This is a genomic window from Bacillus sp. NPDC094106 (assembly GCF_044764345.1).
Classification (GTDB): Bacteria; Bacillota; Bacilli; order Bacillales; family Bacillaceae_G; genus Bacillus_A.
Genome location: NZ_JBIWHY010000016.1, coordinates 64,319 through 86,500, shown reverse-complemented (window position 1 = coordinate 86,500; position 22,182 = coordinate 64,319). Strand labels below are relative to the sequence as shown.

Sequence of the window (22,182 nt, the reverse complement as noted above, 5' to 3'; positions counted from 1 at the left end):
TTGTCGCACAAGCTCCACCTTCCTTCTCATATAACGCTTATGAGGTTAGCTGTCGGATTCGGGCCATTGAGTAGCCCTACCTTGCAAGGATTCACCCCTTGGATTATGTATCAATCCACAAAAACGGTTCCCCCATACCATCAGGTTTCAGCGATTTAGAAATTTGAAACTGTCGATTATCATACTCCCTTATTTAAAAAAAGTAAATAAAAACTTTTTAACAATAGCCTAATTTTTTTGAAATAGAAAAATTGTGATGATTATATAGGATAGTACTTTATGAATGAACATAATGTATCCGATCAAGTTCGCCTAAGAAGAATGATATATTTAAAGGTATTTTTTTCTGACAAATTTTCAGGTCAACTAGTTGAAAGTACTCCTTAAAGTCTGTTCCTTCAAATTTCTTAAGATTTAGTCGATGCATTTCATTCCTCCAAACTTTCCTTTAAACGGATAGGAATTATTGCTATATCTTTAAGTTAATTTGAAAAAGCCGATACTATTTTATAATATCGACTTTCAATTTTAAACACCTTTATTCTTCGTAAATTTTTAAATTTTGATAAACAATCTTTAACAATGGTGCATCTATATGAAATTGTTTTGCTAATTCCAATAAATATCCTTGTAAATACTCTACTTCGATAGATGAACCTTTTTCCATATCCCGCTGCATAGAAGATTTCATATCATATGAAATCTTCTCAATCGTCTTCATATGTTCGTCAACAATATTATCCTGAATTGGGGCTCCAGATGCTGTCATAATCTGCGCTGCTTCTTCAAGTAAGTTCCGAATCAAGTCACGGCCCCCATCACTTTCACGAATCGGTCCTATTGGCGCTCGCATTAGCGTAGTCACACCTGACATAACAGTAATAAATAAATATTTATGCCACATATCTTGCACGATATGATTACTCAAAACAAAGCTTGCTTTTGTACCCTTTAATGTATCGGTAATCCCTTGTATTCGCTCTGTATGTAGATGTTTAATTTCCCCAAATACAAGTCGGTCAGTAGAGCTAGTTTGAACAACATTTCCCTCATCGTTTAATGTTGTTTCGATAAAACACAAACCTCCAATAACTTTATCCTCGCCAAATACCCTTTGTAATGCAGATAGATGGGCTATACCATTTAGTAGTGGTATAATAATTGTCTTCTCACCAACAAATGGCTTCAAATCGTTTATTGCTTCTTCTAAATGATAAGTTTTTGTTGAAAATAATATTAAATCGAATGGATCTACGGATTCAGTTTTGGTGATTAATTGTGGAATAAATGAAAAATCTCCCTTTATGCTACGAATAACAAGACCATTTTTCTCAAGCTGTTGTTTCCGTCGACTACGAACGAGAAAAGTAACATCTTCCCCTTTTTCTACTAAACGGCCCCCAAAATATCCTCCGACTCCTCCAGCTCCTAATACTAAAATACGCATATAGAACTCCCCTCTTTCAAAACATGAAAATTTTACTTTCTTATAGCATAACTATATTATACATATAAAGATACTGTTGTTTACGGTTTAACAAGATCTGATTATAACAAGAGTAAGTAGCCGCGCTTCTTTTTAGCAAATATCAATAATACGAAAACTTTACTCCCACCATAAAAATCAAATGTTCAAGAATAAACAACACAGAAACCTCCTTTTAACAATTACGTTTTAACATCTAAATGAATGATTATAAAAAGAATAGGCCACAAATTTTTATGGCCTACTCTTTTATTTAAACATTTCCCTTGTTTTGATTCACCAGAAGTAATCTATATTTTCTCATATCTTATAAATGAGTTATAATCCTCTTCTATCCCCCCAAAAAACCCCTACATAAATATGATATACTAAATTCAAAATCTTTAGAGGAGCTGGCTATTATGGGGATGATTGGACAGTATGTATTAGTTACAGATGAGGAATTAAGTAAAATCAAAAACAATGAGTTAGATATTTATTTTAAAGAATCTGATTTAGATATCGATAAGTCCTGGCAACTACTTCATTTTATTTTATGTGGTGAGATTGGCGGAGGCGAACCACCACTTGGACATGTTGTACCTCTTAATGATTCCATCATAGATAACGATTCTCTCGGTACGTTTTACCTTACAGCTAGTGAAGTCGAAGAAGTTTATTTGGCAATAAAAGATTTAAGTGCATCTGATTTCAATAACATGTTCAACTTTCAAGATTTAATGGATGAACAACTTTATCCACTTGTTGAAGATGATGATCCGAATGAAATATTAGAATATACCTATAGTTACTTTTTAGAAATTCAAAAACTATATAAACAAGCTGTTTCAAACAAGCAATGTGCAATCTTTTTTATTATCTAAATGGAAATAAAAAAAACGGATCCCCTCGTTTACGATAAGATCCGTTTTTTATTAAAGTGAACGATTATCCTAATTTCACTTGATTTTCTGCTTCAATTTTTTCTAATGCAATAGCCACTTGTTCTTCTGTTAATTCATGTTCTTTTACATAACGATTGCGCGGGTGTACACGGCATTCGTGTGAGCATGCACGTAAATATTTGTGTTCATTTTCTTCTGAGCATAAGATTTTTTTGTTACATTCTGGATTTGCACAATTCACATAGCGTTCGCAAGGTTCGTTTGTAAAGTGATCTTTACCAACAATAACATGTTCTTTTTGATTCACAGGAACCGTAATTCGCTCATCGAATACATAACATTGTCCATCCCATAGTTCACCTTGCACTTCAGAATCTTTTCCGTACGTTACAATTCCGCCATGAAGCTGACTTACATCTTCAAAACCTTCTCGAACTAACCAGCCTGAAAACTTCTCACAACGAATACCACCTGTACAATACGTTAAAATCTTTTTACCTTCAAACATTTCCTTATTTTCATCAATCCAGTCAGGTAATTCACGGAATGATTTAATATCAGGTTTAATCGCACCTCTAAAATGCCCTAAATCAAATTCATAGTCATTTCTTGCATCGATTACAATCGTATTTTCTTGTTGCATTGCTTCATAAAACTCTTTTGGTTCTAAATACTTTCCTGTTGTTTCTTTCGGATTAATATCATCATGTAATCGAAGTGTAACAAGCTCTTTACGAGGACGCACGTGCATTTTTTTAAATGCATGTCCATCTGCCTCATCTACTTTAAAAACGATTCCAGCAAAACGCGGATCATTCTTCATTGTTTCCATATATTTCTCTGTTTGCTGGGCAGTACCTGAAGCAGTCCCGTTAATTCCCTCTTCTGCTACAAGAATTCTTCCTTTTAACTCAAGTGAATTACAAAATTCTAGATGCTGAGCAGCAAATTCTTCAGGATTCTCAATTGTAGTGTACATGTAGTACAGTAACACTCTGTACGGTTTCGTATTTGACATTTTATTTTTACCACCTATCTAATTCGATATTTTAACATCATGTATAAGTTAACGATCATATCGGAACATATAAGAATAAGAAAAGATATGCTAACTATTGTTCAAGTCAATTTCTCCTATTTATAATGTTTTCCTGTAAGTTAACACAAATGAAAATGAGATTACATCACAATCCACTACGGCTGTGATGTAATCCCAATATATTATATAACATACAAATTGGTTTCCAGCAATTAATATGCTTTTCCTATTTTATAATCGAAAAACATGCTCTTTTCTATATATACATCAATTAAAAAACCGACATAAAACCCCTCTTTTGAGGTGGAAGAGAACATCTGACCATGCATAGAAACGGTCAGGGCCTTTTTCTGCCACATGCGAAGTAAAAACAGAAAGAGCAAACGAGTGTAGGTTACTGTTTATTCTGCATCGCAGGGATCTAGATGTCGAAAAATTAAAATGGATTTATATAATTCATATTATCGACTAACTCGCTTTATCTACCTAAATTCCTAAAAATTACAACTGCATACTGGCTGTTTTATTCATTTTTGTTAAATAATTATCTATTCCTCAATTTTGGATACCTTTTATTGTATACATTCATATAATTTGCATTAAGGAAACATTTATGTTCAAATAAAAATATCTAAATGTATTGAAATAACTAGTAAGAATACATACAATAATTGCAGCAAGCTAAGAAACTAAAGGGGAATACTACTATGAATAAAGATATAACAAACGATGCACAAGTCCCTTCTCAAAGTACAACGGTTCAATCTGCCCACCTCGCTTTAAGTGGTGAAACAAAAGGACTAAAAAGATTATTACCCTTTTTAGGACCTGCTTTTATTGCTTCCGTTGCTTATATTGATCCTGGGAACTTTGCTACAAATATTGCAGCTGGATCACAATACGGTTATTTATTACTTTGGGTGATTCTCGCTTCCAATTTAATGGCTGTTTTAATTCAGTCTCTATCAGCGAAATTAGGGATTGCTACTGGTAAAAACCTTCCCGAAGTCGCTCGCGAGCATTTTCCAAAACCCGTTTCAATTGGTTTATGGATACAAGGTGAACTCGTTATAATGGCTACTGATTTAGCTGAATTTATCGGAGCCGCTTTAGGGCTATATTTACTTTTCGGCATTCCAATGTTGCCCGCTGCTTTACTTACTGCAGTTGGATCATTCATTATACTTGAATTTCAGCGCAGAGGCTTCCGTCCATTAGAAGCTATTATTACAGGGATGATCTTTATTGTTGTTATAGCATTTGGTGTACAAGTATTTTATGCAAAACCAGAGCTAAGCCCTCTTCTTGCAGGACTATTTATTCCTAAATTCCAAGGTATAGATAGCATTTTACTTGCCGCTGGAATTTTAGGTGCAACTGTAATGCCACATGCGATTTATTTACATTCTGCTTTAACGCAGCGCCGCGTGGTAGGAACAACAGAGGAACAACGCAAAAAGATCTTCCGCTTTGAATTCATTGATATCATTATAGCAATGGTGATTGCTGGAGCAATTAATGCAAGTATGTTAATTGTAGCTGCTGCCTTGTTCTTCAAAAACGGATTACATGTTGAAGATTTAGATGTTGCCTTTAGAGAATTTAGTACTTTAGTTGGTCCTGTATCTGCCAGCCTTTTCGGAGTCGGATTGTTAGCTGCTGGTTTATCTAGTTCTTCTGTCGGAACAATGTCTGGTGATATTATCATGCAAGGTTTTATTCGAATGCATATTCCTTTATACTTACGACGATTCGTGACAATGATTCCACCCCTTGTTATTATCGCTTTAGGAGTGAATCCAACTTATGCTCTTGTCATGAGTCAAGTTGTATTATCATTTGGTATCGCTTTTGCATTAGTACCACTTATTATGTTTACAAGTAGTAAAAAAATTATGGGCTCACTAGCTAATCACGCTATTACAAACGTAATTGCCTGGTTAATTGCTGCACTAGTTATCGCTTTAAATATTTTCTTACTGTATCAAACATTTGTTGGTTAATGAAAATTCCCCTCTGCTTGAAATGCAGAGGGGAATTTTCATTATAAAGGTGAAACAACATCTCCTATCGGTACCTCATTTCCATTCTCCATACGAACGCCACCAGTTGGCATAGCCGGCCCATCAATATCCCGAAAATATAATGGCAAGCCTTCCGAAAGAAACATGCTCGTCTCGGATGGATTTTGCCGCTGATGATGAATATGCAAATGGGGCTCACTGGAACTTCCTGAGTTGCCAACTTGGGCAAGGATTTCTCCTTCTGTTATATGTTGTCCCGCCTTCACTCGTACCGATCCTTTCTTCAAATGTGCAAGAATAAGATATGTTCCTGTTTCATCTAAGCGTAAGTATATGTGATTGCCAGCCATAGAATCAAAGTCATCCGTTCCTGGTTTCAAGTCAGGTTCATCATTATTGATGGATACAACCGTTCCAGAAGCCGGAGCGACTACCTCCGCTCCATATATACCGTAGTCTTCTAGCTTTAAGCTTTTGATCCCAGCCGGAGGAACAAGAAGATCATATGCCCAGAGTTCATTGGGCACCATGGCGTGAGCATAGTTTGTTTCGATTCGATCGCCTCCCCATCCGACTAACGCGACTTGATTCAACGGAAGACGAACCATTGCTTTCGGGGTTGCCGAATGAACATCTGCTGGATAAGCAATTTGCCCTATCCCGGCAAACCAACATGCTGGCCAAGCTCCAACTATGGATAAAACAAAAATAAAAATAATTGTTTTATGTAAACGCCTTCTAGAAAATAAATTTCGTGTAATTACAATAACTGAAATGGTTAGGATAATGATAGAAAAAACACTAAAAACTTGTACTCCCCACCAAGCGATGATTGATACTATACCCCTAGCTAAATAAATTGAACTCCATCCTATAAACAAAACTACAAATAAAATTGTAAGAGTTATTTTCTTCCACATGCTATATCCTCCGTTTCTATATCTTCATTCGTTATGATACAAAACAAATTTTAAGACATATGAAAGAAATACTTACGACTTTCTTACAATTCTTCTTTATATTCTGGTAAAAGGATCGCGAATGTTGTTTCGTCATTGCTACTACATACCGTTATATCCCCTTTATGAAGCTGGGCAATACTTTTAGCAATAGCCAGCCCCATTCCTTTTCCACCAGTATGAGCATTCCTTGATTTTTCTCCACGATAAAATTTTTCAAATATATATGGAAGATCTTCTTTTGAGATACATTGTCCATAGTTTTTAATTTTTATTTCGACATTCATTTTTTTCTGTTGAATCTGAATGGTAATTTTCTTTCCGGGTTTTCCATACAAAATACTATTACTAATTACATTTTGCATTAATCTCACTATTAAGCTTATGTCCGCTTCAATTTGCAAATTTTGTTTACACTCAATCTCAAAGTGCAGCTTTGCTTTATCTAATTGTGGTACAAAATCAATCATAATTTGTTCTATTAATGCTTTAACTCCTATTATCTCTTTATGTAACTGAATTTCCTTGTAGTTTATATGACAATATTCCAGTAAATCATCTATTTGATCCTTTAACTCATAACTTTTCCGCTTTAATACTGCTACATATTGATTGCATTCCTCTACATTTGAATGAAGCTTACTTTCTACTAAATCAACATAGCCTATTAAAGATGTTACAGGTGTTCGTAAATCATGGGAGATATTATGAATCATTTCATTTTTCATTTCTTGTGATCGTTTTTCTTTCTCAATCGATTCCTTTAAACTTTCAGCCATTCCATTAATATTCGTTGCTAATTCTCCAATCTCATCACTTTTCAAAACAGGTATATGTACTTCTAAATTACCTTTGCTTATCTGTTTCACACTATGATTGATTTGTTCTATTCGTTTTACTGTACTCTTTGACAATAATAAGAAAAAGAATGAAGTTAAAATAAGAAAAATAACAAAATAGATAAAGGAATATTCTTCTTCGTACCTAGCAACATCTGCATATATACTTCCAGCCAAACTTTGAAATAGTATAATGCATATGGTAGTGAATAAAATGCTACATATAAAAGCAAGAAAAAATTTCATTCTAATCCCTTGCAATAATTTAATCCTCAATTTTGTATCCGACTCCCCAAACATTTTGTATAATTTTTGATTCCTTTGGATTTTCTTCTATCTTATTTCTTAATCTTGCAATATGAACCATGACAGTATTATTACTTTCATAGGAAGTTTCTCCCCACACACTTTCAAATATTTCTTCTAATGTAAATACTCGATTTCGATGTTTTGCCATCAGATGCAATATATCATATTCCGTTTTTGTAAGATTAATTAACTTTCCATATATTGTTACCTTTCTAGATAGTTGATCTATTTCTAATCCTTTAATTTGAATTTTCTTTTCATGTAATTGACTTGGAACTTGGTTGAAATATGTATACCTTCTTAATTGTGCTTTCACCCGTGCCACGAGCTCAATCATACTAAATGGTTTTACAATGTAATCATCTGCCCCTGTACTTAATCCAATGACTTTGTCTATATCCGATGATTTTGCACTTAGGAAAATAACCGGGATGTTATATTTTTTCCTAGTTTTTCTACATACTTCAATTCCATCCATTCCGGGCATCATAATATCAAGAATGACCAACTGAATGTCATTCGTATCCAATATACACAATGCCTCTTCTCCATTATAAGCTCTTAAGACTTTAAACCCTTCTTGTTTCAACTGCACCTCAATGAATTGAACAATATCTGCGTCATCATCTACGATTAATATAGATTGTTGTTTCATAGTCCATCCTCTTCAATGTTATTTGAAATATATTCCACACAACTATATTAACATGTGGTAAAAGAGAATCATTATTTCTTTTTAATTAGATTTCCAAATTATTCTTATAATTATTTTCAGCACACTTTTAATCTTGTTTTACTTACAATCAAAATGAAAATGTACGTCAACATACAATGGAACCACTTATACAAAGATCGATTAAAAAACGTCTTGATGTTTTTTATTATCACTCTAAGTCATTTTTTAAAATTTGATATTTTCTAATTTTAATATAAACTAATAAATATCTAGTTTTATACTATATATACATCAATTAAAAAACCGACATAAAACCTCTCTTTTTAAGTGGGAGAGAGCATCCGGCCATGCATAGAAGCGATCAGGGCCTTTTTCTGCCACATGCGAAGTAAAAACAGAAAGAGCACACGAGTGTAAGTTACTTTTTATTCTGTATAGCAGGGATTTAGATGTTGAAAAATTAAAATGGAATTTATATAAAAGGAGTGAGAGAATGTTCCCTATATTAGAAACAGAACGGCTAATTTTGAGAGAACTTACAGAATCCGATGCACAAAGTCTATTAAATTGCTTTTCTAACCCAGATGTATTACGTTACTATGGTCAAAGCCCATTAAAAAGTATAGATCAGGTAAAACAAGTCATTAAAAATTTTGCAGAAAGTTACAATGAAAAACATGGCGTGAAATGGGGAATTGAATTAAAGGAGACGAAAAGCATTATTGGAACAATTGGTTTTCACGATTGGTCTTCAGAACATAGAAGAGCTAACATAAGTTATGCACTTTTCCCTGAGCAATGGGGAAATGGCTATGCTACTGAAGCAGTTTCTACAGTTATATCATATGGTTTTAATAATCTTAATTTAACACGTATCGGAGCAGTTGTTTTTCTTGAAAATGAATCCTCAAATCACTTGTTAACAAAACTAGGATTTAAAAAAGAGGGAGTTCTGAAAAATTATATGTATCAAAATGATGTTCCACATGATACATATGTTTATTCTTTACTAAAATCTATTTAATAGAAGGCATACACAATTCCTTTCATTAACAATATAATTTTCAAACTTAAATGCAATCTCTCCTATCAAAAGCTTTTCTAGATTTGTTTAAAATAATTCTAAAATCCATAGAAAAAGAGCTAATGCCCTAAGCAATTCGCTCTTTTTTTATAGATTATTATTTTTTGCTTATAAAAGCATGTTTATACGTAAATACGCCACCAAATTGATGCGTCTCAATTCCTTTTACATACTCTTTTTGTAAATATGCTGAACCAGCGTGATAAAGCGGGGCAACTGCAGCATCTTCTAAGACTAATCGCTCGGCCTCTTGTAAGGCTTTCCATCTTTTCTGTTGATCTAGTACAATATCATATTTTGCTTTCTTTATAAGATCATCATAATCAGAGTTCGAGTACCCCATCTTATTATTCGGATTATCTGTCGTAAATAATTCTAAGTAATTTATCGGATCTTTATAATCTGGCCCCCATACTACCATAGAAATATCATATTGTCCTGTTTGTTCTAGCTGTAATTTTTGCTTGAATGGTTGCTGTTTGATCTGTAATGTTAAACCTTGTAACTGCTTTTCTAAATCTCCTTTTATATACTCAGCCATACGTTTTGCGTTATCTTGTTCAAATGTCAGGAACTCTATTGTAATATTTTCTTTGCCAAGCTCTTTTTTAGCTTCTTCCCAAAGTTTTTTTGCTTTTTGCAAATCATATACAGCAATACTTCCATTTTCCTTTCGAAAATCTTTCCCGGTTGCTTCATTTTTATATCCTGTTGGAATCAGGCCTTCCGCAGGAGTTGCACCGTTGTTTATAAAGTGATTTACAAATTCCTCTTTATTCAGTGCTAAAGAAATAGCTTGACGAATTTTTTTATTTGCTAGTGAAACATTGCTTTCATTAAATCGCAGCATGGCTATAGCAGGAGCACTTAACACATGGAATTCTTTGCTATTTTTATATTGATCTACAAATGTAGAATTAATGGGCACACGATCAAGACTACCAGATTCATATAGATTGACAGCTGTCATTGTATCCTTTACAACATGAAAGTTTATTTCATCTAGCTTCACTTTCTCTTTATCCCAATATGTATCATTTTTCTTTAATTGAAATTCTTGTTCATGCTTCCATTTGTCTAACACAAACGGTCCATTGTATATAAGATGATCTGGCTCTAATCCATAACGATTTCCTTGTTGTTTCACAAATGATTCATGCTGTGGTAAATAAAGCGGCAGAGCTAATAATTGTAGGAAATATGGAACAGGCTGTTCTAACTGTACTTCAAGTGTATAATCATCTAATGCCTTTACTCCTAGTTGGTCACTAGCCACTGCACCTTTATTGATTTCTTTTGCATTTTTTATATAAAATAGCATGTACGCATATTGAGATGCTGTTTCAGGAGCCAATGTCCGTTTCCAAGAAAAAGTAAAATCATGTGCTGTTACCGATTCTCCATTTGACCATTTTGCATCTTTACGCAAATGAAATGTATATTTTTTCCCATCCTCACTTCTCTCAAATGACTTCGCCACACCAGGGATGGGATTATCTTGATTATCCAGTACATATAATCCCTCAAATATATTTTGCATCACATGTGATGATGTACCGTCCATCGCTTTCGCTGTATCAAGAGAAGGAATTTCTTCTGATATTGTTACGTTTAACGCTTGTTTTTGGCCTTCTTTATCACTTTTATTCGCTTTACTACTACAGGCCGATAAAATCAAAGATATAACAAGTGTACTTACTAATACGCGGTACTTTTTCTGCTTCATGAATTTTTCTCCTTAAATTCAAATAGTATTATGAAACGCTATTTATTATAGCAGAAAGAGGATTATAAAGTCGTGACATTCTATGGAATATTTATTCATTCTAAATAAAAAAACGCTCTCCCTCTTATATTCACTAAAAAGGATAGCGTCCTTCATCAATTTCTCTATTTTAACTACATCTTCAGTCCTCGTTTATAACGACTCGCCTCAAAAATAATTCGTTCTTCATCTAATGTTTTACATTCACCGTTCCACACGATTTGCTTCCCGTTAATCACAACATCAGATACATCTTTTCCACTCGCTGCATACACAAGATGTGATACTACTTCTTCTGCTGGCTGTAAATGTGGCTTATCCGATGGATCAATCGTAATAAAGTCGGCACACTTTCCTACCTCAATGGAACCTGTTTGTTTCATTCCAATGACTTCTGCTGCTCCTTTTGTCGCGAGCGGAAGAGCTGTTTCAACAGGTAATGCAGTTGCATCTTTATAGATACCTTTTTGTAGTAAAGTTGCAACGCGTAGCTCTTCAAACATATCTAAGTTATTGTTAGATGCAACGCTGTCTGTGGCAATACCGACTTTGATTCCTGCTTCTAACATTGCCTTAACATCCGCTATACCAGATCCCAATTTTAAGTTACTATTAGGATTATGAGCAACACGAACATCATGTTCTGCTAAGAAGGCGCGTTCATTTTCATTTAACACAACGCCATGAGCAATAACCGTCGGTCTCTTAAATAAACCACAGCTCGCTACATACGCTACTGGACGTTTGCCATATTGCGTTTCAATATCACGTACTTCACGCTCTGTTTCTGAAAGATGAATGTGAACCATTGTATGGTTCTCTACTGCGATTCTCGCACACTCTTCTAACATTTCTGTAGAGCATGCATATGGGCTATGAGGAGCAACCATCGTTGTTAGCATGCCACTTTCACTGTAATATCGTTTTACATATTTCTCTGCATCTTGAATTGCTTTTTTTTCGTCCTCTTTCGTTCCAAAGCTGAATAAAGTTCTTGAAACCGCTGCGCGCATTCCACTATTACGAACCGCTTCCATAATCGCATCCTGATCGATACCAATTGGATTAAACATATCAGAAAATGTTGTCGTTCCACTTTTCACCATTTCTAATAAACCAAGTTCTGTACTAGCAACCGCCAGTTCTGAAGTAAATTGACTTTCAAGCGGCCAAATTTTCGTTTCAAGCCATGGCTGTAATAACATATCATCGCCAATGCCACGCAACAGACTCATCACAACATGTGTATGTGTATTCACAAGACCTGGCAATAGCCACTTTCCTTTCAAATCTATAACTTCATCCACTTGATCTTGATTAGAAAATTCACCATTTCCCACTTCTATAATCTTATCATCTTCTACAATGATATATCCGTTTTCAAACACTTCATTCTTTTCATTTAGCGTTACAATCGTAGCGCTTACATAAGCTGTTTTCAAAAGTATTTCCCCTCTCGACTCTATGAAGTTCTTTCTAATAAGTTACTACCACTATAGTAACTTATTAGAAAGAAAGAGTCAAAAAATAATTATATAAATACAAGTTGAAAAAACGACATAAAAACCCCTTTCTTTTCAGGTGGACGAGAGCATCTGGCCATGCATCGCAGCGACTTATATGCTAAAAAATTAAAATGGATTTATATAGATTCCACTGTGAAGATATATACGTTTTGTTTTAAAACACTATATTGCCTTTCATTCGTGTCTGCAAATGCTTCTTCTCTACTAGAAGGAATATCCATATAAATTATCTCGGTCAAAAATTGTGATGCTGTAAAATCATATCGCTTACCGTTTATCATATTGTAAAAGTGCCAAGCCTCCTCAACTTGCGTCTTCTTTATTTCCCCACCAAATAAATCATGTATAACAAGTGCTGTTACACCACATTGTCCTTTTGCTGGATTTTCTTTCGTCCATTTTGAGCTTGTTTCAAGTGACCAAGATTTCGTTAAAATCTTATGTATCTGTTCAATTTCTAAATTATCCATCTTAGCATCTCCTATGTATCAAACGTTTTATACATCATACTGTAAAAGTGGTAAAGTCCGATTGTTAAAAACAGTCGAAGGTGTCTCCCAAATTAACTTTGCTCCCATTTTCATATAATATCCTTTTGCATTTGGATCACTATCAATTGTAAAACGCTTAATCCCTAATTCAGCCGCTTTTTCTACAACGCCTTTCCATACAACTTTCCCATAACCTTTCCCCTTATAATTTGGATGTAAGTATAGAAAATCAAGAGCATCCTCTTCTGTACGTAGAAATGAGAAAAAACCAATTTTTACTCCTTCATTTTCTAAAACGTATACGTAGTTGTTTTTCATATACGCTTCTGTAATTGTTAAATCTTCCTTGCATGCTTGAATAAATTCTTCGCTGTAATCCCAAGTTGCTTTTGAACTGAGTGCTAGTTCACTGAGTTCATTTGTTTCTTTTAATAAGGCTTCTCTAATTATCATCAATTATCCCCTCTTAAACTTGTATTTACATTTAAACTACTCATTTATAATAATTAGCCAAAAATCCCAGCACCTCCTGTAGAAATCAAAAAATTATGATCCCTTTCGTTTGAATAAAATTCTTTTAATTGAAATTAGTCTTCTCAATTACTGGTTATGAAATAGCGCTCTCTAATTTCTAAAAAAGAAACCTCACTTCAACAAAAGTGAGGTTTCTTCTTATTCAGTATGTTCATTTAACCAAAAGATCAAATCTTGGCATACTTCATCCCTATTCACTTCATGAAACATTTCATGTCTCCCATTTTCATATAAACGAAGTGTTACATCTTTCACACCGCACTTTTTATACATATCGTGCACTTCTTTTACACCTTTTCCCATACCTCCAACCGGATCACGATCTCCGGAAAAAATATGTATTGACAAGTCTTTTGGCGTTTTCTTATATTCCTCTAGTTTATTTACCTCAAGCACCCCATGAAATAATTCACGGTAAAAGCTTGTTGAACAAATAAAACCACATAATGGATCTTCTATATACCTATCAACTTGATTTGTATCTGAAGATAACCAGTCAAACTTTGTACGATTTGGTTTAAAATGCGAGTTAAAATTCCCAAATGATAAAAAGTTTAACATCGGACTTTTCGTTTTTGCCCCGCGGATTTTCATCTCAATCGTTGCCACTTTATGACCAATAATCCCTAAAAAACCTGGGTTTCCACCTGTTCCAGAAATAAGAAATCCATCATATAATTCACCGCGAAGTTGTACAGCACGTCTTGATAAGAAGGAACCCATACTATGCCCTAATAAAAAAAGTGGACAAGTATGCTCTTGTCTTATAAATTCTGACACAAAAATCACATCAGAAACAGCCTGATTCCAACCAATATCTGGCTCAAAATGCCCATAGTCTTCTTCCCTTTTTACTGTTTTCCCATGTCCCTTATGATCATGGGCATAAACACCATATCCCGCTTGCAGTAAGGTATGAACACATTCTGTATAAGCACCCGTATGTTCTGCCATGCCATGTGCAATCTGTACAATCCCGCGAGGCTCACTTTCTGGCAGCCACTTACGTAAATAAAATTCCGATCCATCCAGCGCCGTAACGAAGCTTTCCTGTATATCCATTTTGATAGCCCCCAAATCCCTTATATATACCATTACAAAATGAATGAGTATTCATTATTCTTACTATGTATTATATGAAATTATTTCCATTATGACAAACACTGCATTTTCTATTTATCCCGCATTGATTCGTTGTTTAATTGGGAAACTGCCCCTCACGCACAATTAGCCGTTCCAAGAGCAGAGCATTTTGTCCCTCTTTTCATCGCTATGGGAAGTAGTAATACTGAAGGTAAAGTCATTCATCGTAGCTATGAGCTTGGAACATTAAGTTATCTTTGCTTTCAGTTTTAATTGATTTAAACCAAAAAGGATGAAGCGAATGGCGCTTCATCCTTTTTGGTTCATGCTTATTCAATATTTACGCTCTATATAATTCACCTCATTAACTAACTTCCAAATGCTCTTTTTCTACCATCTCTGCGCTTTTATTATTAAAATATACCCAAATGCAAGCTATAAATAAAAGCGATGCTGTGGAAAAGAATACATATTGAAATCCGGCATGTGCGGCAATCTGTCCACCGAGTACTGGACCGATCATATTCCCTAAAAATTGAAAAGATTGATTGTATCCGAAAATGCGTCCAGTTACATGATTTGGTGTATGTTTTTTTAATAGAGTTTGTACGGAAGGTAATAATCCAGCTTGTGCGATTCCTAATAAAAAACGAAGAATTAATAATTGCCATACAGAGGTCACAAATGCTTGTGGGATAAAAATAATTCCTGCAACAAACAATGCTACAATTAAAGTTTTTTGAGGACCAATGCGATCCGATAACCGCCCCAATCTAGGCGCTGCTAAGATGACCGCTAAACCTGTCGCTGACATTACGGCACCTGCAATCGTTTCAATATGAGGTGTATGTGCACCTGCTAAATGCTTTACATACAATGTAAGAATAGGCTGAATTGACATATTCGCAAGTTGAATCATAAACGTTGCGACAAATAAGCTCATAATAAAGTTTTTTGCTGGAACCATCGTCCATACTTTCTTCGGTTGTGCTTTTTTCTTCTGAACAGAATGATTCGATTCATGTAAGAAGAAAAAGACGATTATAAATGAAAGAAATAAAAAAGCTCCTGTCACTAAAAATACATGACGCATTCCAATTAGCTCAGACAAATATCCTCCGAGCATTGGCCCAAGCAGGGAGCCACTGACACCCCCAGTTGATATTGTCGAAATTGCCCAACCAGAGTGTTCTTTTGGTGTTTCTGCTGCAATAAATGTCATCGCTGTAGAAAGAAAACCAGCTACCGCTCCCATTAGAAAACGAAGCGCGACTAGTTGATACACATTTGTGACAAATCCCATAAGCGTCATGATAATTGCCATGCCGAGACTAGCGCGAATGAGCATCAGCTTCCGTCCATGTATATCACCAAGTCTTCCCCATAAAGGTGACACAATCGCACCCATTAGAAAGGTTACACCGAATGCAATTCCCGACCACTGTGCGATATTAGAAGTACCCGTTACTCCTAGATCCTCAATATAAAAGGATAAGAAAGGAATCACTAAACTCATACCAGCTGCAGTGGTAAAACAACCAAGCCAACAAATCATTAAATTTCTTTTCCAGCTGGCCATTTTCACACCTTCTTTCTTAGATACCCATTCTACACCTTTTTATTTAAAAAGTTTAGCAATACGATTTAGGGACTATACTTCATTTACATCCTTTACTATGTACAAGTAATCCTTGGTAGGAAAAGCATCGGGTATAAAGGATATTCCTCTAAAAAAATTTTAAACAAAAATAAAAATTGCTAACAAAGATATACACCTTTACTAGCAATTTAAAATCACTCATTCTTTTATTTATATATACATCAATTCAAAAAAATAACATAAAACCCTCTTTTTAGGTGAGAGAGAGCATCTGGCCATGCATAGAGGCGGTCAGGGCCTGTTTCTGCCACATGCGAAGTAAAAACAGAGCGAGTGTAGGTTACTTTTTATTCTGCATCGCAGGGATGTAGATGTCGAAAAATGAAAATGGATTTATCTAGAATGTACTACATCTTCTACCATGAAAGACTGAAGTGTAAGTAGCATTTGTAATAACTCATCAATTGCTTGATCCATACGTTCACCGTGAGATACTCCTTTTGACATATACGACAAAAACTCTTCCGTACGATATACCCCATTTAGTATAGCTTCTTGTATTTGAATATCTTTTGGAATACTGGATTCTACTTGTTCATGGCATAAACTAATTGCAAGTAAATACGCAATCGGAGGCAAAACATGGTCTCCAAATTCAAAAATAAATGAAGTTTTCAAAAGTGGATTTAAATAGGAGTATTTTTCATTTTTAAATTGTATCCCTTCAAAAAAAGGATGTTGACCATACTCTTCTCGGATTCTTAAAAAATCTGCTACTGAAACTTCTCCATAACCCTGTATACATTTTATTAAACTCGTTTCAAATAAATGAACCCCATATGTAGATAAGACAACTTGATGTATTCTTTTTACATACTGACTTGCTATTTCCCGCTTTATCTCTAAACTTATATCCTCATTTTGTAACATTGCTTGCACACAGATTATTTCAAAATAATATGCCATAATCTCGTTTACTAATTGTGTACTATCATCAAAGAATGTATGTCCATAACTTTGATTAAAATACGCATGTCCTAATTCATGACATAATATAAATAAACTATCTACGTCATCATGATAGTTAAACAGAATTCTACTCTCTTTAGTATTTGGAAAATAATATGTTTTGTTCACTTCAATTTCATTGTACACTTGCACAAAATTATATTGAAACATCTTTTCAATATGATTGATCCAGCGATTTTGTCCGCATTTCTCCAAGCTTGTTAATATGATTTCTTTCGCCTCATCAATTGAAATTGTGCTTCGTTCCTCTTCATTATACGCTAAAAAGTCCGCACTAATTTTCCCAGATGAAGTTGGAAATATAAGCGATAGACTTTTCGTAATAAGCGCATGAAATCTCTTCTGCAATTTCTCTTCAAACGTATGTAACGTTCCTTCCCTCACTCCAAAAACTTCCATATAATAATCAGATGTTTCCAAAGATAAATACCTTTGCTTACTGTTTGTAAAAAATTGAAGAATTTCATTTCCGTTGCTTTGCAATACCTCATAGACGGTTCTCTGCATTGATTTCTTTTCTTCATAATCCTTTGTATCACGCATCATTTCAAAGATTTCAGATATAGCATATGTCTCACCCTTATAGACAATTTTCATACTTCGAATTATCTGTAAGTACCGCTCATACTCCTCTTCGTTCCCATCCTCTCCTTCTATATCACGCATAAGTTTAACAAATTCGTTATACTCCTCTTCCAATTGTAAAATAGACAACTGATCCATATGAAGTAAAATATCAAAAACTTGATGCATAGATAAAATATCAATTTCAATTACTTTTGGAAGAATAGTTCCTTTTACATGCGCAATATTAGAAATCTCTTCTATTTTTCGCTTCAATTTTTCTTGATGAAGAGGCATAATTTTTTGCAAGGATTGGGTAAATGGCTCCCAAGGTATTGATTCATGATTTGCTGAAGTACGGAATTTAATAAAATCAAAACTATATCCATTTTGTTGCGTATGCTCATCATTTATTATATCTCCAAATATAATCCGGCTAATAATAAGTGAAACAGCTAAACTTTGAATAATTGTTCCTCTATTTTCACGAATTACATATTCTGTATAATAATTTTGGAAACTATCCTCAAGTATTAGAGCACCATTATTACTATTACTTACATGCAATACTTTTACAAAATCATTATGATACCCCATCAAAAAATACTTGATTTTTTCTTCATCACAATAGTCCATTATATCTTTTTGCAATTGTAGTGAAGAGTCATCAAAACATCCAAAAATATAGCTGATCTCATTTAAATTTAATTGCAATAAATCCTTAAGTGTTTCTATTTTCATATCAAATACTTGAATTTTGATATACGGATCCATCTTACCCAGTTTCTCTTGGATTACATGTATTTTTTTCTTGTTAATATCTTCTGTTTGAAATATCGTTTGTGCTCTAATATTTTTAGGATGAACTGTATCAAAATCGATTACAATAATCTCTCCAACACCAAGTTTTGATAACGTCATGCATAATGTTGCACCAATCGTACCGGCTCCGATAACAACTGCCTTTATCTTCTTCATCTTCTGAACGATTGTATCTGCATGTAAAGTAGAATCATGTGTACTGAAATAGTTGAAATTTCTACGATTAAACAACTGTTCTTCCTTATCTTCATCACAACGTTTTTCATATAAAAGTCGATTCTCATTTATAAATTGAATAATGTTTTGTAATTCCTCATCATCCATTCCATTCTTATTCTTCCATTCATGTATATTTTCCCGAATATCACCTATAGGATTTTCTAAAATCTTTAACAATGACCATAGTTTTTCAAATTCATTCACTTCAATAATCCGTTCTTCTCCATCGTAATAGACAATTTCATTTTTATTCGGATACCCTCTAAAATTTAAACTTGTTTTTAATCTCATATTCTTTCTCTCCATTCCATTGAAAAAGAAGGTGTTTGCACACCTTCTTCTTTTCAAAACTAGCATAATAATAAACAAACACATTGATTCTCTCGTTGCGTAGCTTTTTTAATTTTGACTGTTAATTTCATTTGAAGACCCCCTTTTTCAACATATTGGTAATACAAGGATATATTAACAATTATCCCCTTTTAACTTCAACTCAATTTCATATATTCAGAATTTTCAGAGGTTGAGAAAGCACTTTCTAATTCCTGCCACATTTCCCATACGACATTTTATTTCCTAGCCGCAATTCATTGGAGCAATAGAGATCTATATTTTATCAAGTGAAATATTACACTGGAAAAATATAATATTTCCTAACAATTTTATCTACTAACTTTTCAATAAAATGAAATTTTAATCAGTGGGTTTTCTCCATCCCCACTGATTACTCCTCTAGCAATACGTATCATGTTATTTCAATCGGTATTAATTGAGCATGACAACTTCTCTCATAAAACTCAATCGGGCCTGCTTGACCAATAATTGCATATTCATAACCAATTTGCTTCATATCAGACAAGCATCGATGTTGTACTAGTTCTCTCCCCACACCTTTTACACGATTATTTTCAGCTGTTCCCATCGGTCCAAATAGTCCCTTCTTTTCTCTTACAACATCATAACAAGCAAAACCAATAATCTTTTCATTTTGCTTTGCAATGTAAATTGGTGGTTCTTTATATTCTCGAAAACCTTTATTCGCCGCTTCAATCCATCTTTCACCGAATTCATAGATAACAAATTGGAGAAGTTCTTCTACATCAACTTTTTAAATAGAAACGTCGCCCCTGTATCATCAGATTCTATACGCCATTCGATATCCATTTCTTTCGCCATAACAGCAATGATGGATAATCCAATTCCCGCACCCTTATTTGGTGAATGAGCATTTTGAAAACCTGGCCCATGGTCAACGACTGCAATCGTTCCTTCTTCATGGTTCATATATACTCCTATAAAATTTCCATCACTCGCATGTCGAACTACATTTTGAATTACATTATCTATGATTCTTTGAAACCAATTTTCATCAATATTCCAAAATAACTGCTTTTCTGGAATCATAATATCAACTTCAAAACCTTGCTCATCTAATATGTCATACCATGATGCAACGAGTTTTCTCATTAAACGTGTCATATCCGTTCGTTCTGGGTGATACGGATATTTTTTTGCTGTTATTAACGAATAGGATAGTAAGTTCTCAATTAATTCGGCTAGGTAATTAATTTTTTCATCCATTAGCGTAATTGTTTTGTATCCCTTTTCCGAGATAACCTCTTCTGTCAAAGAATCCATTTGTGCACGCATTGTCGTTAATGGTGTTCGCAAATCATGAGATAGATCAGCAATTAATTTTCATTTTTCGACATCTACATCCCTGCTATGTAGAATAAAAAGTAACTTACACTCGTTTACTCTTTCTGTTTTTACTTCGCATGTGGTAGAAAAAGGCCCTGACCGCTTCTATGCATGGCCAGATGCTCTCTCCCACCTAAAAAGAGGGGGTTTTATGTCGTTTTTTTAATTGATGTATATATAGAAACAATTATTCCAACCACTCATATCCCCGGCAATACATTTGCCACTTGCAAATAGATAGAAAGAGAGCTTATGATTTTATAGCTCTCTTTCTTTTTGTACATTAAATTAACAAATCAAACAAAATAGGATTTTTATTCAGCTCCATAAATTGAATATTATTCTCTTGAAAGCGAGTAATTAACGGCTCATAATCTTCTTTATGTTTTAACTCCACGCCAACAAGCGCAGGACCATTTTCCTTATTGTGTTTCTTAATATACTCAAAGCGGGTAATATCGTCCTCTGGCCCTAAGCCTTTATCCAGGAACTCTCGCAATGCCCCTGAGCGCTGCGGAAATTCAATGATAAAGTAATGTTTTAATCCTTCGTAAATGAGAGAGCGCTCTTTCATTTCTTGCATTCTATCAATATCATTATTGCCACCACTTAACGTACAAACAATACTTTTCCCTTTTATTTCATCTTTATAAAAGTCGAGCGCCGCAATGGAAAGAGCACCAGCTGGTTCCGCAACGATTGCATTTTTCTTATATAATTCTAAAATTGTTGTACAAATTTTCCCCTCAGGAACTAATACAATATCATCGAGTACATCTTTACAAGTTTCAAAGGTTAATTTCCCTACCTTTTTGACCGCTGCTCCATCCACAAAACTATCAATGCTCTCTAGCGTCACATTTTTATTTTGTAAAAAAGCTTCTTTCATCGATGCTGCTCCCTTTGGTTCCACACCGATTACTTTTGTAGTAGGACTCACACCTTTTACATATGTACCGATACCCGAGGCTAGACCGCCACCGCCGATTGCTGTGAACACGTAATCAACTGGTTTCTCCATATCATGTAAAATTTCAACTGCAACCGTCCCTTGACCGGCAATCACATATGGATCATCAAATGGATGCACAAACGTCATACGATTTTCTTCACAATAGCGCTGCGCTTCTTGAAAAGAACTATCAAATGTATCGCCGACTAATACAATTTCCGCATAATCACCACCAAAGAACTGGACTTGTGATACTTTCTGCTTTGGTGTTGTCGTTGGCATAAAAATTTTTGACGGAATCTTCAATAAATTACATGTGTACGCAACACCTTGCGCGTGGTTACCGGCACTCGCACATACAACACCATTTTGTAATTGTTCTTTCGATAAACTTTGAATTAAATTGTAAGCACCACGAATTTTAAATGAACGAATGACTTGCAAGTCTTCTCTTTTCACATACACGTCGCATTCATACTTCTCAGATAAAACCGCATCTCGCTGAAGCGGTGTTTTATTGACGATATCCTTCATATGATTATGAGCCACAAGGATATCTTCAATTTTCACTCTCTCCTTTACATTTTGCACCATTT

General features: G+C 34.4%; 17 protein-coding genes, 2 pseudogenes and 1 riboswitch. Of the genes and pseudogenes, 4 read left to right on the top strand and 15 right to left on the bottom strand.

The window, feature by feature from the left end; all coding sequences use genetic code 11:
• Positions 1-18: 18 nt before the first annotated feature.
• Positions 19-163: riboswitch (cyclic di-AMP (ydaO/yuaA leader) on the bottom strand.
• Positions 164-538: 375 nt separating this feature from the next.
• Positions 539-1,447, bottom strand: a complete 909-nt coding sequence (panE, locus tag ACIQ7L_RS21190; protein WP_335360596.1) for a 2-dehydropantoate 2-reductase — start codon at positions 1,445-1,447, stop codon at positions 539-541.
• Positions 1,448-1,887: 440 nt separating this feature from the next.
• Here panE and ACIQ7L_RS21185 point away from each other — a divergent pair, with 440 nt between their 5' ends.
• Entirely contained in the window at positions 1,888-2,349 is a 462-nt protein-coding gene (locus tag ACIQ7L_RS21185; RefSeq protein WP_400571389.1) for a YfbM family protein, read from the top strand.
• Between the two features lie 64 nt (positions 2,350-2,413).
• Here the strand turns inward: ACIQ7L_RS21185 and trhO are convergent, their stop codons facing one another.
• Positions 2,414-3,388 (bottom strand): oxygen-dependent tRNA uridine(34) hydroxylase TrhO, encoded by a 975-nt coding sequence (gene trhO, locus ACIQ7L_RS21180; RefSeq protein ID WP_400571387.1) that lies wholly within the window; start codon positions 3,386-3,388, stop codon positions 2,414-2,416.
• 728 nt (positions 3,389-4,116) lie between these two features.
• Here trhO and ACIQ7L_RS21175 point away from each other — a divergent pair.
• Positions 4,117-5,412, top strand: a complete 1,296-nt coding sequence (locus ACIQ7L_RS21175; protein WP_400571385.1) for an Nramp family divalent metal transporter — start codon at positions 4,117-4,119, stop codon at positions 5,410-5,412.
• Positions 5,413-5,453: 41 nt separating this feature from the next.
• Here the strand turns inward: ACIQ7L_RS21175 and ACIQ7L_RS21170 are convergent, their stop codons facing one another.
• From ACIQ7L_RS21170 to ACIQ7L_RS21160, 3 genes are all read right to left on the bottom strand, one after another.
• Positions 5,454-6,353 carry a M23 family metallopeptidase gene (locus ACIQ7L_RS21170; RefSeq protein WP_400571383.1) on the bottom strand — a complete coding sequence of 300 codons (900 nt, stop codon included), beginning with the start codon at positions 6,351-6,353 and terminating at the stop codon, positions 5,454-5,456.
• Positions 6,354-6,436: 83 nt separating this feature from the next.
• Positions 6,437-7,531, bottom strand: a complete 1,095-nt coding sequence (locus ACIQ7L_RS21165; RefSeq protein ID WP_400571381.1) for a sensor histidine kinase — start codon at positions 7,529-7,531, stop codon at positions 6,437-6,439.
• Entirely contained in the window at positions 7,497-8,195 is a 699-nt protein-coding gene (locus tag ACIQ7L_RS21160) for a response regulator transcription factor (protein WP_400571379.1), read from the bottom strand. Before ACIQ7L_RS21160 ends, ACIQ7L_RS21165 begins: the two co-directional genes overlap by 35 nt.
• Positions 8,196-8,709: 514 nt before the next feature.
• On the opposite strand from ACIQ7L_RS21160, the gene ACIQ7L_RS21155 reads away from it, so the two are divergent.
• Entirely contained in the window at positions 8,710-9,240 is a 531-nt protein-coding gene (locus ACIQ7L_RS21155; RefSeq protein WP_400571377.1) for a GNAT family N-acetyltransferase, read from the top strand.
• Between the two features lie 157 nt (positions 9,241-9,397).
• Here ACIQ7L_RS21155 and ACIQ7L_RS21150 read toward each other — a convergent pair whose 3' ends face one another.
• From ACIQ7L_RS21150 to ACIQ7L_RS21130, 5 genes are all read right to left on the bottom strand, one after another.
• Positions 9,398-11,026 (bottom strand): peptide ABC transporter substrate-binding protein, encoded by a 1,629-nt coding sequence (locus ACIQ7L_RS21150; protein ID WP_400571375.1) that lies wholly within the window; start codon positions 11,024-11,026, stop codon positions 9,398-9,400.
• A gap of 173 nt (positions 11,027-11,199) precedes the next feature.
• On the bottom strand, positions 11,200-12,507 hold the full coding sequence (locus ACIQ7L_RS21145; RefSeq protein ID WP_400571373.1) for a bifunctional S-methyl-5'-thioadenosine deaminase/S-adenosylhomocysteine deaminase: 1,308 nt from the start codon (positions 12,505-12,507) through the stop codon (positions 11,200-11,202).
• Between the two features lie 200 nt (positions 12,508-12,707).
• Positions 12,708-13,061, bottom strand: coding sequence for a YunG family protein (locus ACIQ7L_RS21140; protein WP_400571372.1), 354 nt, complete (start codon positions 13,059-13,061; stop codon positions 12,708-12,710).
• 27 nt (positions 13,062-13,088) lie between these two features.
• The gene (locus ACIQ7L_RS21135; protein WP_400571370.1) at positions 13,089-13,535 is read right to left on the bottom strand and encodes a GNAT family N-acetyltransferase; all 447 of its coding nucleotides are present in this window, start codon (positions 13,533-13,535) and stop codon (positions 13,089-13,091) included.
• A gap of 219 nt (positions 13,536-13,754) precedes the next feature.
• Entirely contained in the window at positions 13,755-14,678 is a 924-nt protein-coding gene (locus tag ACIQ7L_RS21130) for an alpha/beta fold hydrolase (protein WP_400571368.1), read from the bottom strand.
• 126 nt (positions 14,679-14,804) lie between these two features.
• Here ACIQ7L_RS21130 and ACIQ7L_RS21125 point away from each other — a divergent pair.
• Positions 14,805-14,972: pseudogene (locus ACIQ7L_RS21125) on the top strand (dioxygenase); the annotation flags it as partial.
• 91 nt (positions 14,973-15,063) lie between these two features.
• Here the strand turns inward: ACIQ7L_RS21125 and ACIQ7L_RS21120 are convergent.
• From ACIQ7L_RS21120 to ilvA, 5 genes and pseudogenes are all read right to left on the bottom strand, one after another.
• On the bottom strand, positions 15,064-16,278 hold the full coding sequence (locus ACIQ7L_RS21120; RefSeq protein ID WP_400571366.1) for a multidrug efflux MFS transporter: 1,215 nt from the start codon (positions 16,276-16,278) through the stop codon (positions 15,064-15,066).
• Positions 16,279-16,692: 414 nt separating this feature from the next.
• Positions 16,693-19,224, bottom strand: coding sequence for a ThiF family adenylyltransferase (locus tag ACIQ7L_RS21115; RefSeq protein ID WP_400571364.1), 2,532 nt, complete (start codon positions 19,222-19,224; stop codon positions 16,693-16,695).
• Positions 19,225-19,678: 454 nt separating this feature from the next.
• Positions 19,679-20,035 (bottom strand): annotated as a pseudogene (locus ACIQ7L_RS21110) (GNAT family N-acetyltransferase); the annotation flags it as partial.
• A complete protein-coding gene (locus ACIQ7L_RS21105; protein WP_400571466.1) occupies positions 20,029-20,625 on the bottom strand; it encodes a sensor histidine kinase in 597 nt (198 codons plus the stop codon). The pseudogene ACIQ7L_RS21110 and the gene ACIQ7L_RS21105, both read right to left, overlap by 7 nt.
• Positions 20,626-20,917: 292 nt before the next feature.
• Positions 20,918-22,180, bottom strand: coding sequence for a threonine ammonia-lyase IlvA (gene ilvA, locus ACIQ7L_RS21100; RefSeq protein ID WP_400571362.1), 1,263 nt, complete (start codon positions 22,178-22,180; stop codon positions 20,918-20,920).
• Between the last annotated feature and the right edge of the window lie 2 nt (positions 22,181-22,182).